Origin of the sequence: Parachryseolinea silvisoli, assembly GCF_021190955.1 — a bacterium.
In the GTDB taxonomy this organism is placed as follows: domain Bacteria; phylum Bacteroidota; class Bacteroidia; order Cytophagales; family Cyclobacteriaceae; genus Ohtaekwangia; species Ohtaekwangia silvisoli.
The window spans coordinates 442648-461310 of sequence record NZ_JAIOAO010000001.1 but is presented as its reverse complement, the minus strand read 5'-3'; the positions used below and the strand labels follow the sequence as shown (position 1 = coordinate 461310).

At 52.2% G+C, this 18663-nt stretch carries 10 protein-coding genes; 5 read left to right on the top strand and 5 right to left on the bottom strand.

Translation table 11 applies throughout. From position 1 onward, the window contains the following. Positions 1-85 precede the first annotated feature (85 nt). On the top strand, positions 86-2479 hold the full coding sequence (locus K7P01_RS01930) for an ABC transporter permease (protein WP_267289274.1): 2394 nt from the start codon (positions 86-88) through the stop codon (positions 2477-2479). A 52-nt stretch (positions 2480-2531) separates the two neighbouring features. Here the strand turns inward: K7P01_RS01930 and K7P01_RS01925 are convergent, their stop codons facing one another. Continuing rightward, on the bottom strand, positions 2532-4097 hold the full coding sequence (locus tag K7P01_RS01925) for a sensor histidine kinase (protein ID WP_267289272.1): 1566 nt from the start codon (positions 4095-4097) through the stop codon (positions 2532-2534). 73 nt (positions 4098-4170) lie between these two features. Then, positions 4171-4965 carry a TrmH family RNA methyltransferase gene (locus tag K7P01_RS01920; RefSeq protein ID WP_267289270.1) on the bottom strand — a complete coding sequence of 265 codons (795 nt, stop codon included), beginning with the start codon at positions 4963-4965 and terminating at the stop codon, positions 4171-4173. A 110-nt stretch (positions 4966-5075) separates the two neighbouring features. Here K7P01_RS01920 and K7P01_RS01915 point away from each other — a divergent pair, with 110 nt between their 5' ends. The 3 genes from K7P01_RS01915 to K7P01_RS01905 all read left to right on the top strand — a co-directional run bounded on the left by K7P01_RS01915 (position 5076) and on the right by K7P01_RS01905 (position 8916). Beyond that, a complete protein-coding gene (locus K7P01_RS01915) occupies positions 5076-5978 on the top strand; it encodes a class I SAM-dependent methyltransferase (RefSeq protein ID WP_317987598.1) in 903 nt (300 codons plus the stop codon). Positions 5979-6260: 282 nt separating this feature from the next. Further along, complete coding sequence (gene typA / locus K7P01_RS01910) at positions 6261-8066, top strand: translational GTPase TypA (RefSeq protein ID WP_267292346.1); 1806 nt, start codon at positions 6261-6263, stop codon at positions 8064-8066. Between the two features lie 46 nt (positions 8067-8112). After that, complete coding sequence (locus tag K7P01_RS01905; protein WP_267289268.1) at positions 8113-8916, top strand: tetratricopeptide repeat protein; 804 nt, start codon at positions 8113-8115, stop codon at positions 8914-8916. Between the two features lie 341 nt (positions 8917-9257). Here the strand turns inward: K7P01_RS01905 and K7P01_RS01900 are convergent, their stop codons facing one another. Beyond that, positions 9258-12698 carry a methylmalonyl-CoA mutase family protein gene (locus tag K7P01_RS01900; RefSeq protein ID WP_267289266.1) on the bottom strand — a complete coding sequence of 1147 codons (3441 nt, stop codon included), beginning with the start codon at positions 12696-12698 and terminating at the stop codon, positions 9258-9260. 126 nt (positions 12699-12824) lie between these two features. Here K7P01_RS01900 and K7P01_RS01895 point away from each other — a divergent pair, with 126 nt between their 5' ends. After that, positions 12825-13493 (top strand): hypothetical protein, encoded by a 669-nt coding sequence (locus K7P01_RS01895; protein WP_267289263.1) that lies wholly within the window; start codon positions 12825-12827, stop codon positions 13491-13493. 473 nt (positions 13494-13966) lie between these two features. Here the strand turns inward: K7P01_RS01895 and K7P01_RS01890 are convergent, their stop codons facing one another. Next, entirely contained in the window at positions 13967-15394 is a 1428-nt protein-coding gene (locus K7P01_RS01890; protein WP_267289261.1) for an efflux transporter outer membrane subunit, read from the bottom strand. Between the two features lie 11 nt (positions 15395-15405). Next, positions 15406-18567: an efflux RND transporter permease subunit gene (locus tag K7P01_RS01885; RefSeq protein ID WP_267289259.1), complete on the bottom strand. Its 3162-nt coding sequence runs from the start codon at positions 18565-18567 to the stop codon at positions 15406-15408. Between the last annotated feature and the right edge of the window lie 96 nt (positions 18568-18663).

Sequence of the window (18663 nt, the reverse complement as noted above, 5' to 3'; positions counted from 1 at the left end):
GGCGTGTAAAAAGATCGGCAGGTTCGTGTAACTTTTGTAACTTCCGGTCGTCTCCCTATAGTTACCAGTGTAACCCCACGAACCTATGTTTAAAAGTCTGCTCCTCATCGCGCTGCGCAACATGCGCAAAGACAAAGCCTATACCGGCATCAATGTGCTGGGGCTTACGGTCGGTATTACCTGCAGCATGTTCCTGCTGCTGTATATTCTCGATGAGCTGAGCTACGACCGCTACCATCAGGATGCACCGAATATTTACCGCGTCGTCACCCACATTAAGGAAACCGACGACGCCTTCACCTGGGCCGTGGCCCAAATACCGTTTGCCGAAGAGGTTCGCGACAATTATCCCGAAGTAAAGAATGCCGTGCGCTTTTTTGGCACTGGCCGTACCCTATACCGCTACGAAGAAAAAGAGTTCTACGAAGACAAATTCTTCCAGGCCGACTCTACCGCCTTCGACATGTTTACCTACACGTTCCTGGCGGGCGATCCCAACACCGCGCTGGACGAGCCTTTTTCCATCGTACTCACGCGCAGCATCGCGATCAAATACTTTGGCAAAACCGATGTTCTGGGCCAGTCCTTCCAGAACCAGCAGGGAGAGACTTTTAAGGTCACCGCGGTAATGGAAGATGTGCCGCTTAACTCACACTTCATTTTCGACGCATTGATCTCGGCGACCAGCCGTCCGAAAGACGCCGGTGGCAGCTGGGGTAACTTTGGCATCTATACGTATATACAACTGCCGGCAGGATACGACCTGAACAAGATGTACGCCAACCTGGACAAGATCATCAAGGAGAAGGTCGACCCGATCTTTGCCCAGTATGGCATTACCATTCGTTACGAGCTGCAGCGCATCATCGACATTCACTTATATTCCGAGATTCAGGACGAAGCCGAAGCGGGCGGCAGTATGGGCGTGCTCTACATCTTCGGGGCCGTAGCGGTGTTTATGTTGGTCATCGCGTCCATCAACTATATGAACCTGGCCACGGCGCGGTCGGCTAATCGTGCGAAAGAGGTGGGCATCCGCAAGGTTATGGGCTCACCGCGCACGCAGCTGATGGCACAGTTTATCATGGAGTCTGTCGTGATTACCTTCACGTCGTTGATCATCAGCTTGCTGCTGATCTATGCTTTGCTACCGGCCTTCAACGAGCTGGCCACGAAAAGAATGCCTTTTAGCTATGTGCTACAGGCGCCGGTACTGCTGAGCTTGCTGGGCATTGTATTAGTGGTGGGCGTTGGCGGTGGCAGCTATCCTGCCTTTTACCTGTCAAGCTTTAATCCCATCGGAGTATTGAAAGGAAAGTTGTCGGCCAAAGGTGGCAGCGTAATCTTTCGCAAGGTATTGGTCGTGCTGCAGTTTGCCATCTCGATCTTTATGCTCATCAGCACGATGATCGTCTTTGATCAGCTTCAGTATATGCGTACCAAGGACCTGGGCTTTAGCAAAGATCGCGTGGTGCGCATCGCCTTGTCGGATGATGCTCAAATCAAAAAGGCAGAAGTATTGGCCGAACGTCTGCGCCAGACAAAAGGTGTCGAGTGGGCGGGTGCTTCCAACGCAGGCCCCGGCGACGGCATCGGCAAGCTGTTATTAAAGGTAGACGACAGCGAAGGCAAGCTCGTAGAACGTGGCATCAACTTGTACCGCGCCGACTTCGACTTTATCAAGACGATCGGCATGACCGTCGTACAAGGCCGCGACTTCTCGCGTGATGTATCATCCGACACGACCTTTGCCGTGCTGGTAAACGAAGCCATGGTCAAACGCATGGGTTGGAAAGATCCCATTGGCAAGCGCTTTGTTTTTATGGATGAGAAGCCGGTCGAAAAACGCGTAGTGGGTGTTGTGAAAGATTACCACCAAAATTCGCTCTACGGCGTGATCGAGCCGCTGATGATCATGCTGGGGGAAGATGATAACTATCTGCTATTCGTTCGCGTCAAGGAAGGTGAAGATACACGCGAGGCGCTGGCGGCTATTGAAAATACCTGGAATGGCGTATTCTCCAACGTTCCGTTCGAATACGATTTCCTGGATCAGCGGTTTGACTCACAGTATAAATCGGATGAGAAGCGCAGCTATATTTTCACGCTCTTCTCTTTCCTGACGATCGCCATCGCCTGCCTCGGCTTACTCGGCCTGGCGGCATTCACCACGCAGCAACGATACAAAGAGATCGGTATCCGGAAGGTGATTGGCGCAAGCGTGCAGGGGCTGATCATGCTGGTGGCGCGGGAATTCTTTATACTGGTGGGCATTGGTACGATCATCGCCTTTCCCTTCGCATGGTACTTTACAAGCACGTGGTTACAGAAATTTGCGTATCGTATCGAGTTAGGTGGAGAGTGGGCTACGTTTATACTCTCAGCGCTGCTCGCACTTCTTATTACCATGTTGACGGTTGGATATCACGTGCTGCGCGCGGCTTCTTCTAATCCGGTAAACGCGTTAAGAGACGAGTAAGATCTGTGGAGATCCTGGCTGTCAGTAGATGGCCAGGGCCTCCATAAAAAAATCAGAACCGGATGATAAACGTCGTTCCTTTATTTACTTCGCTCTCCGCAATCACCGATCCGCCCATGGCTTCAATCTGCGTCTTCGTCAGAAACAGCCCGACGCCGCGTGCTTCCTTGTTCTCATGGAACGTCTTGTGCAGTCCAAACAACTTGTGGCCAAACTTCTGCATGTCAATTCCCAATCCATTATCACGTACACGCAGCTCCGTCTTACCATCGACAATGCCCGATGAGACATGTATCTCGGGCTTGCGGTCCGGTGAGCGATACTTCACGGCGTTGGTGAGTAAATTTTGAAATATACTTTCCAGGTATGTCTTTGAATATCCGATGGTGGGGACCTGGTTAAAATCAAATGTCACCGTAGCCTCCGATTGGATCAGCTCGCCTTCCAGTGATTGGATCACTTTGTCGAGCATGTCTTTGAACCGAATGTCGGTATATTCTATCTCTGTATTCTTTTTAACCTTTAGCGTCTCCATCAGCTCGTTCATGGTCTCGCTGAGGTTGCCGGCGACGTTCTTGAGCTTTTCGAAGATCATTTTATACTCGTCGATGCTGCTTTGCTCGTTGAGGAGGCCGATCAGGGCTTTGATGTTGCCGATGGGCGAGCGCAGGTTGTGAGAGATGATATGCGCAAACTCGTCGAGGGCACGGTTCTGCTCTTGTAACTCGGAGGCTACTACCTCCAGGTGGTTTTTGGAGCGGATCAATTCATCTTCTGACTTTTTGCGGTCGGTGATATCGATCGCGGAAGCGAAGATGAGCTGGCGGTCTACGTCGGCCGAGGAGCTCCACAGCAGCCAGCGGTAGGAGCCGTCTTTGCAGCGGTAGCGATTTTCGAAAGTATGTAAATTATTGCCGCCACGGATGAAGCGAAGCGCTTCTTGCGTAGGGCCGATGTCATCGCCGTGTATAAAGTCGGTTAGCGGACGTGCTTTTAGCTCCTCCATGGTCCAGCCAAGCCTGTCGGTCCACGCAGGGCTTAGTTTTTTGAAATAACCATCAAAGCCGGTGATGACGTTGAGGTTAATGGTATAATTAAAGACGCGTTCGTTTTCGTCGCTTACCTGGCGGAACTCTTCCTCTACACGCTTTTGCATGGAAATGTCGGTGGCAATGAATGCATAACCTATCCGGTCATTCTTTTCATCCCATAAAGCTGTAACCGATATGGATACAGGAAACATAATTCCATCCTTGCGTACGTAGGTCCACTCGCAGCGCTCGGCGTTCTTTTTTTCTTGCACGCGTGCGATAAATACATCGAAGCCCGGAGCGATAGTTTTGTTTAACTCGTCGGATAGGATCGTGGCGCGGTGTAGTATTTCTTGTGCTTCGTGAAAGGCTAAAATAGAAACGCGGTCGATTACGTTGTCAGCGGAATAACCGAGTAATAGCTCTGCTGCCTGGTTAAAGCTGGTAATCGTGCCGTGTATATCCGTGGAGATCACGGCCAGCTCGGTTGTGCTGATAATAGCTTCCTGCAGCCGATAAGCATGCGCCAGGGCGTTCAGAAACTTATCGTCCGGTAAGGACTTCTCATACAGGGGGAGGGGCTCCATGAAAGGTGGTCTTTCAAATCCCTAAATTACAGAAATGTAGTCGCGATGTATTGCTAACCGTGGAATAATTTGGTTAGAAAGTGAAGCCGCGCTGTCGCCTGGCTTCAAAAACAACAACCGCCGCCGCAGTTGAGACATTCATCGAGTCTATTTTTCCCTGCATGGGAATAATGATGTTGGCGTTGGAATTGTCTACCCATACATCTGATAGCCCCGTGGCCTCAGTGCCCATCACAATGGCGCTTGGTAGTGTAAAGTCTATTTCGTGATAAGGCCGTGATGCTTGCAGGTATGTGCAATAAATAGCGATGTTGTTTTCGCGAAGCCACGCAATCGTCTCTTCCGATGTCGCGGCAGCGATCTGCTTTGTAAACACGCAGCCCACGCTGGAGCGTACGACATTGGGATTATAAAAATCGGTCTGCGGATCGCAAATGATCACGGCATCCACACCCGCTGCATCGGCGGTACGCAAGATGGCGCCGAGGTTGCCGGGCTTTTCGACAGCTTCGACAATTAATAATAAAGGCCGCGCGCTAAGTTGAAGTCCGTCCAGGCCGTGGGGCTTTTGGCGGGCAATGGCAACCAGGCCTCCCGTGCTTTCGCGTACGGCGATCTTTTCAAAGACCTCTGCTGATACCGGTATCAGTAAGGTCTGCGGTTGGGTATAGTGATCAGCTTCGGTGGCGGGAATGATCGCTTCGCAAAAGAATAGCGTGTCCAATACATAGCCGGCGTCGCGGGCCAGGCCAATCTCTTTTTTACCTTCGATGACAAACACGCCTTGCTTGCGCCGCTCGCGTGGTTTTTCCAACGACAACAAATGTTTGACCTTCGGGTTCTGGGTGCTGTTGATCTGTACGTGCATGCGCAGCGGTTAATCCCCAAAGGTATGGACACTTCGGGAATTCCCACGGCACTTTTCGCGGTTTAGCATTAGTTCCGTTACTTTGCCTCCAAAATAAACCGCACGACGCGTTGAATATCAAACTGCACTATCCTTCTTCCTGGCAAGACTATGAGCTGCTGGACTCAGGCGACTTCGAAAAGCTCGAACGTTTTGGCAAGTATATTCTCAGCCGCCCCGAGCCCCAGGCTATATGGAGTAAGTCGCTGTCAGAAGATGAATGGAAGAAACTTGCTCATGGCCGCTTTGTGCGCGAGCAAAAAGACAATTTCCGCTTTTCCGATGATGTGAAAGGCGGTTGGTCGCGCGGTCCGTCGATGCCCGAAAACTGGCAGGTGCAATATCGTTACAATGACCTTACACTCAATCTTCGCCTCGGCCTGACGAGCTTTGGCCACGTAGGTGTTTTTCCGGAACAGGGCAACAACTGGAATTTTATTTATGACACCCTTACGAGTTGGAAAATCGCCAAGCCCCGCGTGTTGAACTTGTTTGCCTACACCGGCGCCGCTTCGGTCGTAGCGCGCACGGCGGGTGCCGACGTGGTACACTGCGATGCGTCACGTCCCGGGATCAACTGGGCCAATCAGAACATGCAGCTGAACAACCAGGACAACATCCGCTGGGTATATGAAGATGCCTTTAAGTTCGTGCGCCGCGAGCTCAAACGCGGTAATAAGTACAATGGCCTGATCATGGACCCGCCGCCGTATGGTCGCGGTCCGGAAGGGGAGAAGTGGACCCTGCAGGAACAATTGAATGAGCTGGTCTATATGAGCAGTCAATTATTAGAAGACGACCATCACTTCTTTATCCTAAGCATGTACGCGGTGGGGCTTTCGCCGATCGTCGGTTTGAACGTTGTAAAAACACACTTTCCGACGGCGGCGCCGGAATACGGCGAGTTTTTCTTAAAATCGAAGCAGGGCAAGGATCTGCCGATGGGGACCTTTTTGCGGTTCCGGTCGGAATAGCGCGCCCATGTATGGGCTTTGATACGGCTTAAGTACGGCTTAAGTAGGGAGTATGTACGGCTTTGATACGAGTATGACCCCTGCTGCATTTTCCGGGGATTCCTATTCAAACGTGTGCGGTAGGCGAAGAATCTTTTGTGATTTACGGGATAGGCCAATAAAAGCGTGGCGGAACACAGGAATGTGAATTCTTCGTAGTCTTTTCGTGAGGCCTTCGACATGTCCTTAAATAACCGTATCTTTGCGCCTCAATTCAAGAAAAACAAGGAATACAACGAATTTATGGACGTTAACAAGATCAGGAACATTGCCATTATCGCCCACGTCGACCACGGTAAGACTACGCTAGTGGACAAACTGCTGATGGCGGGGAAGCTTTTTAAAGACCACGAAACTCCCGGTGAGCTGATCATGGACAGCAATGACCTGGAGCGTGAGCGTGGTATCACGATCTTGGCAAAGAACGTATCCGTACGTTATAAAGACTATAAGATCAACGTAATCGATACCCCGGGTCACAGCGACTTTGGTGGTGAGGTAGAGCGCGTGCTGAACATGGCCGACGGCGTTCTCCTGCTGGTCGATGCATTTGAAGGCCCTATGCCCCAAACCCGCTTCGTGCTGCAAAAAGCCCTGCAACTGGGCCTGAAGCCGATTGTGGTGGTAAATAAAGTAGACAAGAAAAACTGTACGCCCGACGAGGTGCACGAGCAAGTATTCGAGCTCATGTTCCAACTCGATGCTACTGAAAATCAGCTGGACTTCCCGACCTTCTACGGTTCGGCCAAGAACGGCTGGATGAGCACCGACTGGAAAACACCCACCGACAGCATCGTGCCGTTGCTGGATGGTATCATCGAGCACATCCCTGCGCCGAAAATCGGAGAAGGGTTTACACAAATGCTTATTACATCGCTTGAGTATTCGGCCTATACCGGCCGGGTAGCGATTGGCCGCGTACACCGTGGTGGTATCAAAGCCGGGCAGCCGGTTGCGTTGATCAAACGCGAAACCAAAGCCATCGTAAAATCACGCATCAAAGACCTGTATGTCTTTGAAGGATTTGGAAAAGAAAAAGTAGAGGAAGTAAAACCAGGCGAGATTTGCGCCCTGGTAGGTCTGGAAGGATTTGAGATCGGCGATACTGTTGCCGACATCGATAATCCGGAAGCTATGCAGTCGATCAAGATCGACGAGCCTACCATGAGCATGCTCTTTACGATCAACAACTCGCCGTTCTACGGCAAAGAAGGTAAGTACGTAACTTCGCGCCACATCAAGGAAAGACTTGAAAAGGAGCTTGAGAAGAACCTGGCCCTGCGCCTGGGTGAGACCGGTTCTGCCGACTCGTTCATGGTGTTTGGTCGTGGTGTACTTCACTTGTCTGTACTGATCGAAACCATGCGCCGCGAAGGCTATGAGCTTCAGATCGGCCAGCCGCAGGTAATCTTTAAAGAAATCGACGGCGTAAAGAGCGAGCCTATTGAAGAGCTGACAATCGACCTTCCGGAAATTGTTTCGGGCAAGGCCATTGAAACAGTGTCACAGCGTAAAGGTGAAATGACCAATATGGAGCCGAAGGGCGACCGGATGATTCTGAAGTTTACGATCCCGTCACGTGGTATCATCGGTCTGCGTAACTACCTGCTGAACGTAACAGCCGGTGAAGCGATCGTAACACACCGCTTCCTGGAATATCAGCCCTACCGTGGTGAGATCCCGGGCCGTATCAACGGTTCGCTGATCGTGATGGAGCAAGGCGAAGCCATTGCTTACTCGCTCAACAACATGCAGGATCGTGGTAAGTTCTTTATTGAAGCCGGAGAGCCGATCTACGAAGGTCAGGTAGTCGGTGAGAACAACCGCAGCGGTGACCTTGTTATCAACATCACCAAGACCAAGAAGCTTACCAACATGCGCGCGTCGGGTGCCGACGAAAAAATGCGCATTGCGCCGCCGGTTAAATTTTCGCTCGAAGAGGCCCTGGAATATATTCAGTCAGATGAATATGTGGAAGTAACGCCGAAGTCGATTCGCCTGCGTAAAATTTACCTGACGGAAAATGAGCGTAAGCGTTACAGCAAATAACATTCGATTTATAACAATCGCCGGACTCATTACCCTTTCCTGGGTAATGAGTTCTTTTTTTGCCGTTGCCCAACAGCAAGGCCGCACCGCGCTGGAAACAGAAGCGGACACCCTCGCCGCACGCGAAGACTTTGACGGCGCGATAGCACTATACAGCAAAATCTTGCAAAAGTCCAGCTACGCGGACGAGTCCGACTACATCGTGCTGCACAAGCGGGCTTATGCGTATTACAGCGCCGGGCAATTCGACGCAGCATTAACCGACGTGAATCAATACCTCGGTAAATACCCTACCGACAGTCAGGGTAAACTGCTCCGGATGTATGTATACCAGGGCCTGGAAAAATTTGACCTGCTCCTGAAGGACCTGGACGAGTTTGCCGCGGGCCGTCGCGGTGATCCAGCCATCGACCGTTGGCGTACATCAATATTGATAGAAGCGGGTCGTTATGCGGAGGCGCGCACTTCCATTCAAAAAATGCTTCGTCTTCAAGACGATCCCGAAGTACATGCTTATCTCGGTTTGACGTATATGTACGAACAACGTCCGGACAGCGCGAAGATCGTCTTTGATCAGGTTATTGCGAAGGATCCCGCGTACGTACAAACGTACCTGTTTGCCGGTTCGATGTGTATTGACCAGGAGGCGTATGGTCTGGCGCTGAAATATATTGAAGCAGGATTGAAACAGGAACCAGGCAATATTACGTTGTTGTTCTACAAGGGCGTGGCACTGGTTCAAAATGACCAGTTGAGGGAAGGATGTAGCACCCTGACGAAGGCCTTCAACGCCGGTTTTGACGACGCCGTCGACTATTTGAAAGAGTATTGCTATTCTACGAAAGAATAGCACGCCCCCAGCGCTTCCCGCTGCTTCTTTCCACGATCCCCAAGCTTATCTTAGAATTCCCTGACGGGCACCGTCATTTCCCGGGATACTTCCAGTTTCCCCCATAGATGTCCCATAGATGTCCTATACATGTCCTACGGATGTCCTTACTTCCGGGGACCCCAGGTAGAACATCCGTAGGACATGTATAGGATATCCGTGGGAAAAGGGTGTGGCAAACAGGAACCGTCCGGCCATTTCGCGGAACATTTTTCGACATTTTTTTTCGCACGCACGCAAAAAAAACGCCGCACCCTTACGGATGCGGCGGAGAAAAGTATTTCTCGGTTTAGGTATTACGTTTACATATTCCGACGGTACTGCCCGCCGACTTCAAAAAGCGCCTTCGTAATCTGCCCCAGCGAGCAAACTTTACAAGCGTCCATCAGCATTTCGAAGATGTTTTGATTTTGTACCGCCGCCGCCTGCACACGCGCCAGCTGTTCTGTTACACGTTGCTCATGCACACTGTGGAGGTTGCGCAGCATGTTGATCTGATATTCTTTCTCTTCCGCCGTGGCGCGAATTACTTCCCGCGGAATTACGGTTGGCGACCCTTTCGAGCTTAAGAAAGTATTTACACCAATGATCGGGAACTCGCCCGTGTGTTTCAACATCTCGTAGTGCAAGCTCTCTTCCTGAATTTTACCGCGTTGATACATCGTCTCCATGGCGCCCAGCACGCCGCCGCGTTCGGTAATGCGGTCGAATTCTGTGAGTACGGCTTCCTCGACCAGGTCGGTCAGCTCTTCGATAATGAACGAACCTTGCAGGGGGTTTTCGTTCTTGGCCAGGCCCAGCTCTTTGTTGATGATGAGCTGGATGGCCATGGCGCGGCGCACGCTTTCTTCCGTCGGCGTGGTGATGGCTTCGTCGTAGGCGTTTGTATGCAGGGAGTTGCAGTTGTCGTAAATGGCATACAATGCCTGCAGCGTGGTGCGGATGTCGTTGAAGTCGATCTCCTGGGCGTGCAGTGAGCGGCCGGAGGTTTGGATGTGATACTTCAACATCTGCGCGCGGGCATTGGCGCCATATTTATTCTTAAGCGCCTTGGCCCACAGCCGGCGGGCTACACGTCCGATGACGGCATACTCGGGGTCGACGCCATTGCTGAAGAAGAACGACAGGTTCGGGGCGAAGTCGTCGATATCCATGCCGCGGCTGAGGTAGTACTCCACGTATGTAAAACCATTGGCGAGGGTGAAGGCCAGCTGTGTGATGGGGTTGGCGCCGGCTTCTGCGATGTGGTAGCCGGAGATCGATACGGAGTAGAAGTTGCGTACGTTCTGGTCGATGAAATACTGCTGTACGTCGCCCATGAGGCGCAGCGCAAACTCCGTCGAGAAGATACAGGTGTTTTGTGCCTGGTCTTCTTTGAGAATGTCGGCTTGTACCGTGCCGCGCACTTGCGCGAGTGTTTCGGCTTTGATCTTTTGGTAAACATCGGCCGGCAGTACCTGGTCGCCGGTTACGCCCAGCAGCATCAGGCCAAGGCCGTCGTTGCCTTTCGGCAGTGGCCCCTGGTAGGCAGGTTGTTTGCCGGAATGGTTCTTATAGAGGGCGGCGATCTTTTGTTTTACCTCTTCCTCCAGGCCATTCTGTTTGATATATACTTCACATTGCTGGTCGATGGCGGCGTTCATGAAATAGCCCAGCAGCATCGGTGCGGGACCGTTAATGGTCATCGATACCGATGTTTTAGGATCGGCGAGGTTAAAGCCGCTATAGAGTTTTTTGGCGTCGTCCAGGCAGCAGATGCTGACGCCCGAGTTGCCGATCTTGCCGTAGATGTCGGGGCGGTAGTCGGGGTCGTTGCCGTAGAGTGTTACCGAGTCGAATGCCGTCGACAGTCGTTTGGCGGGCATTGCCATGCTCACGTAGTGGAAGCGGCGGTTGGTACGCTCCGGGCCGCCTTCGCCGGCGAACATACGGGTAGGGTCTTCACCTTCGCGTTTGAAGGGATATATACCGGCGGTATACGGAAACTCGCCGGGCACGTTCTCTTGCAGATTCCATTGCAGCAGATCGCCCCAGGCTTCGTAGCGCGGCAGCGCAACTTTTGGGATCTGCACCTGCGATAAAGATTCTGCGTGTGTCTTGATGCCGATCTCTTTGTCGCGCACTTTGAATTTAAACAGCGGGCCTTTATACTGGGCTACGCGCGCGGGCCAGTTTTCGAGCAGCTTCCAGTTGCGCGGATCGAGGTCCAGCCTGAGCTTTTCAAATTGTTCTTCCAGGCCTTTTATCAGGCGGTCTTTGTCTTCGGGGGCCAGCTCGCGCACGGTGTCCATCGACGTACGCAGGGCGTATAACTTCTGTGCGATGGTTGCCTGGCTTTTTACCCAGCTGTCGTAGCTGCGGTTGTTTTCGGAGATTTCGCTCAGGTAGCGGGTGCGGTGTGGCGGGATAACAAAGATTTTCTCCGACATCTCGCGAGTGATCTCGAACGATGATTGCAGGGGTGCTCCGGTCTTTTCAGCGATGGTATCCATCACGTGCTTATAGAGCTGGTTCGTGCCGGGGTCGTTGAATTGCGAGGCGATGGTGCCGAACACGGGCATGCCTTCTGCAGGGCTGTTCCACAGCTGGTGGTTGCGTTGATATTGTTTCTTGACATCGCGCAGGGCGTCGAGCGCGCCGCGTTTGTCGAACTTGTTCAGTGCAATGACGTCGGCAAAGTCGAGCATGTCGATCTTTTCCAACTGCGTGGCGGCGCCGTACTCGGGTGTCATGATATAGAGTGACACGTCGCTGTGGTCAAGTATCTCGGTGTCGCTTTGGCCAATGCCGGAGGTCTCCAGTATAATGAGGTCAAAGCCTGCTGCTTTGAGCGATTGTATGGCTTCTTTCACATAGGCGGACAACGCCAGGTTGCTTTGGCGTGTCGCCAGCGAGCGCATGAATACGCGCGGGTTGTTGATGGCGTTCATCCGGATGCGATCGCCTAAGAGTGCGCCGCCCGTTTTGCGTTTGGAAGGATCGACGGAAATGATGCCGAGCGTCTTGTCTTTAAAGTCGATCAGGAAGCGGCGTACGATCTCGTCTACCATCGATGATTTGCCAGCGCCACCGGTGCCGGTGATGCCCAATACGGGGGCTGTGGATGTGGCGGCCTTTTCGTTTACCTTTTTGAAAACGTCCTGGTGTTTGTCGTAGAAGTTTTCGGCGGCAGAGATCAACCGCGCCAGTGCGGGGTGGTCGGAGGTCGTTAGCTGCGAGATGTCGTTGGAGATGGATTCGCCAGTAGGGTAGTCGCTCTTTTCAACGAGGTCGTTGATCATGCCTTGCAGGCCCATGGCGCGGCCGTCGTCGGGTGTGTAGATGCGGGTGATGCCATAGTCCATCAGCTCGCGGATCTCTTCCGGCAGGATCACGCCGCCACCGCCGCCGAAGATGCGGATGTGGCTTGCGCCCTTCTCTTGTAAGAGGTCATACATGTATTTAAAGTATTCCGTATGCCCACCCTGGTAGCTGGTCATGGCAATGGCATGTGCATCTTCCTGAATGGCGGTGTTCACCACTTCTTCCACGCTGCGGTCGTGCCCCAGGTGAATTACTTCGCAGCCGGTGGTCTGGATGATCCGCCGCATGATGTTGATCGCCGCATCGTGGCCGTCAAAAAGACTGGCCGCTGTGACAATCCGCACTTTATGCTGCGGCTTGTAGGGTTCCTGAACCGTGTGGCCCGCTGCAACAGGCTCTTTTTTTTCAGTTTTACTGGCTGTAATCGTGTCAGAACGCATGAAAAATCGATTGTTAGACACGAAAATACGCAGAAGTGAGCGATTGTACTAACAAGAGTTAGGAAAGCATCTACTTGTACAGAATTCCCGATATTGTGCTTGACAAAACGTATAAATCTCAAAACGATGTTTGGCTTTTTCAAGAAGAAACGGAATGAAACAAAGGAATCCGAAGCGCATCAGAAACCAGAAACGGAGTACAGTTTCAAATGGTATGAGGTGGGAGCGGAAAATCCTTTTAACAAGCGGATTCTGGATATCCGGTCGTTTACATTATCGATGATTGCGACCACTTCTAAAAAGGAAATTGCAGATACGTACAGTGCGTTGCGCGGCTCGCTGGGCGAAGAATACAAAGGTATGTCTGTTCCGAACTCAAAAACAGTTTCTGTCAATTTGAAGTACCCGCACAATGGTGCAGCGTTGGAAGGGATTGTCTTCAAAGCTGACTCCATGGATGTGAAATGGGATATCTATATCTATGATGATATATTTTACTTCACGCGGAGTTGGACCGGCGATCTGGGGTATAAAGTCACGGCGCGAATTCATGCGGATTCTATTGAGTTGCTGCATGTCGAATGTTCCGCGGACGAGGACGACCTGATTGCTATTAACAACGTTCACTTCCTGATTGTAGCACACGCCCTGAGCAAGGTATATCCGCACATGATTCCCAAAGAATTGGTAACAGAAAAGGAGATTGCCTTATATTCCTTTAGTACGTTTGGAAATAAGGCTTGCTATGCGACGTATGAGCCTATTACGGATACGGTTATTACAGTAAAGAAATAGACCGGCGTGGCCATTCTTGCTTAGATATGAAAACCTCAAAGTCGGTATATTTTATCCTATCTCACAAGTTTGTGAATACAAGTCATTTACTATCTTTATAAGACATTATTCCCGGTAGCCTCTGACGCAAACATTGTTAGTAAAACTGTTAAGGAGTTTCATACGTTAAATAAAACAGAGGGGAAATTGACAATGGGACACAGAGAATTGCTTTTGCCGTCTCAGGGTTTTTGCTTAGTTTAAAGTAAATCATGACGAGAATGAAGACGAAAGAAATTATATAAAAAATGACATTTTGACGTCAACTAAGGCCCCTAAAGGGCCTTTTTTATTTTATAATAATCTGATTGTCATGGTGTTGTGTATTTGGTTTGATGTCGTGTCAATCATTTTGGAATGGATAGCCACCAAAAAAAAATCTTCCCGGCGAACCGGGAAGACCCAACACAAAAAAATACATAGAAGAAAGTCTCTTATTGCCAGCCGCCGCCGAGGGATTGGTATAGCTCGACTTGTGCGCTGAGATGTTGGCGTGTAATGGTAGCTTTTTCAAGCTCGGCCTGCAGCGCTCGGCTTTGTGCGGTTACAACTTCCAGGTAGTTGGCCATGCCGCTGCGGAACAGTAGTTGGGCATTCTGCACGGCCTGGTCGAGTGTTTCGACACGGTCATCGGCTACAGTCTGTTGTGTTTGTAGCTTATCAATTTTTACCAGGGCGTTGGTAACCTCGTGAACACCTTGCATAACCGAGCGACGGAATTCAATTGCCCGCTGCTCACGTTCGGTACGGGCAACATCGAGCTGCGTGCGGAGTTGGCGTTTTTGGAAGATCGGCTGCGTGAGGTTACCGGCGAGTATACCGAACAGCGAAGCGGGCGTCTTAAACCAGTTAGAAGCCTCGAATGCGTTTAGCCCGCCCGTCGCGGTAATACTCAAGGCTGGGTACATGGCACCCTGGGCTGCTCCCACGCGCGCATTGGCTGCTACCAGTGCCAGCTCGCTTGAGCGTACATCGGGACGCAGGCGCAGCAAATCTGCGGGTACACCGGTGGCCAGCGAATCTTGTGACAGCAGGCTGTCGAGTGCTGTGCCGCGGGTGACGGCACCCGGCCAGTCGCCGAGTAATAAACGCAGTGCGTTTTCCTGTAGTGTGATGGCCTGCTCCAGCTGCGGCACGAGAAGTGCGGCGGTTTGCTGTTGTGACAAGGCCTGTTGTACCGCCAGCTCCGTGACTTCACCTGCGGTTTTTTGCAGGCGAATCATTTGCACGATGCTGTCACTGAGGTTGGCATTGCGTGTGGCGATCTCCAACTGTGCGTCGAGCATGACCAGGTTGTAGTAGTTGTTGGCCACTGAGGCAACCAATCCGGTCTGCACGGCACGGCGTGCTTCGAAGCTCTGCAGGTAAGTTGCCACGGCAGCTTCCCGTTGGCGGCGGATCTTACCCCACACGTCGATCTCCCATGACAGCGTACCGCCGAGGGTATAATCTTCGAGGTGATGGAGGGGACCGATGGGCGGAGGAACGGAGCCCAATTGTATACCGGTGAAGCTATTGTTCGATGGATTGTTGGTCGATACAGTGCCTTGTGCGTTGAGCGATGGAAGCCAGGCTAGCTTTGCCTGCTTTGCTAAGGCGTGTGAAGCCTCCAATCGCTGGATGGCCAACTGCATGTCGAAGTTGCTGACCAGCGCCTTGTCGATCAGGCCAACCAGGGTCGGGTCTTGAAAGAACACCTTCCATGACAGCAGCGCGGCGCTGCTGTCGCTGGCACCTGTGCCATACTGGGTCGGTGCGTTTAGTTCAGGACGTTTATAGTTCTTCCCGGCAGAGCAGCCCGCTAAAAGGGCTACTGCCAGTCCGAAGGATATACTTGTCGATAGATATTTATTTCTGCGCATGTGCGGAAAGATTATAGCGTTGAGGTCGGTTCTACGGCAGAGGCTTCAGGGCTCTTGCCCGAAACGCGCTCCTGGATGTATTGGAAAATGACGAAGAGTACCGGTACGGCAAAGATGCCGAGGATCACTCCCGTTAACATACCGCCGGCAGCACCTGTGCTGATCGAGCGGTTACCCAATGCGGAAGCACCGGTAGCGCGCATCAGCGGCAGCAGCCCTACGATAAAGGCAAACGAGGTCATGAGGATCGGGCGCAGACGCAGACGTGCTGCTTCCAGCGCCGCGGCCACCAGGTCCATGCCTGCGCGTCGACGTTGTACGGCATACTCCACGATCAGGATGGCGTTCTTCGCCAACAGACCAATGAGCATGATAAGCCCTACCTGTACATAGATGTTGTTTTCGATGCCGAACAGGCGAATGAACAGGAACACACCGAATATACCCAACGGTATCGACAGGATAACCGACAGGGGCAGGATATAGCTTTCATACTGTGCGGCGAGCAGGAAGTATACGAAGATGAGACACAAGGCGAAGATAAAGCCGGCTTGTCCGCCGGAGGCGATCTCTTCTTTGGTCATACCGGCCCACTCGTAACCGAAGCCACGGGGCAGGTACTGTGCGGTCACTTCTTCTACGGCCTTGATGGCATCGCCCGAGCTATAGCCCGGCTTCGGCACGCCGTTGATGGTAACAGCGTTGAACAGGTTGTTACGCGTTACGGTTTCAGGACCATACACACGTTCCAGTCTGATGATGGTGCTTAGCGGCACCATCTCGCCAAAGGAGTTCTTTACAAACATGCCTTTAAGTGACGCAGGATCGTCGCGAAACTCGGTATCGGCCTGCATAATCACGCGGTAGAATTTACCAAAGCGGTTAAAGTCCGACGCGAACGTACTGCCGTAGTATACTTGCAGCGTTTGCAACGCGTCATTGACCGAGACGCCGAGCTGCTTGGCTTTTTTCTCGTCAATGTTCAGCATGAACTGCGGGTTGGCGGTGTTGAACGTTGTAAAGGCAAAGGCAATTTCGGGGCGCTTCATCAGCTCGCCGATCAGGCCTTGCGCCGTTTCGTTCAGGGTATGCAGCGAGCCGCCGGTGCGGTCTTGCAAGATCAGCTCAAAGCCCGAGAGGTTGCTAAAGCCCGGTACGGTCGGCATCATGAAGGTAAAGATGTTGGCTTCGTTGATGGCGCCGAGCTTCTGGTTCACGATGCCCATGATGGCGTTGATGTCTTTGACTTCCCCGCGATCTTTGTGGGGCTTCATCTTTACAAAGCCCACCGCATAGTTCGAGCTGATGGAGTTCGTAATGATGTTAAGGCCTGCCACCGAGAGGTAGTGGTTGGTGGCGTCGAGGTCTTTCATGATTTGTTCGACCTTGTTCACCACTTCCCGCGTACGTTCCAACGACGAGCCGGGAGGCATGGTGATGGAGAATACGAAGAAGCTTTGGTCTTCGTTCGGGATAAAACCGGTGGGAGTCGAGATCAGCATCCAGACGCTCGCCAGTGTAACGATGGCAATGCCACCGAGCGGGATCCATTTACGACGGTTCAGGAAGCTCAGGCTGCGAATATACTTTTCAGTCATCGCGTTGAAGCTGGTATTAAAAGCCTGGAAGAAACGCTTGTGAAGCGGCAGGCTTGCATGCCCCTGGTCGTCATGGTCAACATGTGGCTTTAAGAACAATGCGCACAATGCCGGGCTAAGCGTCAAGGCATTTACCGCCGAGATGATAATGGCGATGGCAAGCGTAAAGGCGAACTGACGATAGAATACACCCGCCGGGCCTTGCATAAAGCCTACCGGTATAAACACCGCGGACATTACCAGGGTAATAGAGACGATCGCACCGGAAATCTCTGTCATGGATTGCAGTGTGGCGGCGCGTGGATGGAGCTTGGTGGTTTGGAGTTTTGCGTGCACGGCTTCTACTACCACAATCGCGTCGTCCACCACGATACCAATGGCGAGTACGAGGGCGAACAGCGTCAGCAGGTTGATGGTAAAACCAAACAACTGCATGAAGAAGAATGTACCGATGATCGCTACCGGCACCGCAATGGCCGGAATGAGTGTCGAGCGGAAGTCTTGCAGGAATATAAATACAACAAGGAATACGAGGACGAACGCCTCGAGAAGAGTAGTTGTAACCTGTTTAATCGATTCGTCCAGGTATTCCTTGGTGCTATAGATCGTAAACACCTGTACGCCTTGCGGAAGGTCGGCTTTCGCTTTTTCCAGCAATGCGTTTACTTCGGTTTGAATGTCGTTGGCATTTGAGCCGGCCGTCTGGAAGATCGCCAGACCGATACCTTGCTTGCCGTTGACGGTCGTGTTTTGGTTATAGGAGAACGAGCCCAGCTCAATGCGTGCCACGTCGCGCAGACGCAAAACGGAACCATCTTCATTGGCGCGCAGAATGATGTCACCATACTGCGAGTCTTTGTTGAACTTGCCACGGTATTTGATCACATATTCAAATGCCTCATGGCTGTTCTCACCCAACCGGCCGGGAGCGGCCTCGAGGTTTTGTTCGCGTACTGCGGCCAGCACTTCTTGTACGGACAGGCCGTATGACGCCAGGCGGTCGGGCTTCAGCCAGATGCGCATGGAATAATCCTTCGAGCCGAACACCATGGCCTGACCGACGCCGTTCACCCGTTGGATCTGGGGAATGAAGTTGATCTTGGCGTAGTTCTGCAAGAATGTTTCGTCGTACAGCGGGTTGTCGCTCATGAGGTTGGCCACCATGATCATGCTGTTCTGTTGCTTTTGCGTGTTGATACCGGCTTGGACTACTTCTGCGGGCAGCAGGCTGGTAGCCTTGGACACGCGGCTTTGCACGTTTACAGCGGCCAGGTCAGGGTTCGTGCCGAGTTTGAAGTATACCGTCAGCGCCATGGTGCCGTCGTTGTTGGACGTGGAGGTCATGTAGGTCATGTCCTCGACGCCGTTTACGGCTTCTTCAATGGGCGTGGCGACGGAACGGGCCACCACTTCTGCGTTGGCGCCGGGGTAGTTTGCCTGCACCTGAATGCTGGGCGGGGCGATGTCGGGGAACTGGGTCACCGGCAGCTGAAGCAGCGAGAGCACCCCCAGCAGCACGAGTATGATTGAGATGACCGTTGCCAGTACCGGTCGTTCGATAAATGTCTTTAACATAAGAAGCGTTATTAAAAGGTACGTATAGGTCCTGCCGGGCCTGCTTCGATGAGAAGCAGGCCCGCTAAGCGGCCGGTTGGCCGGCAGGGTATAACG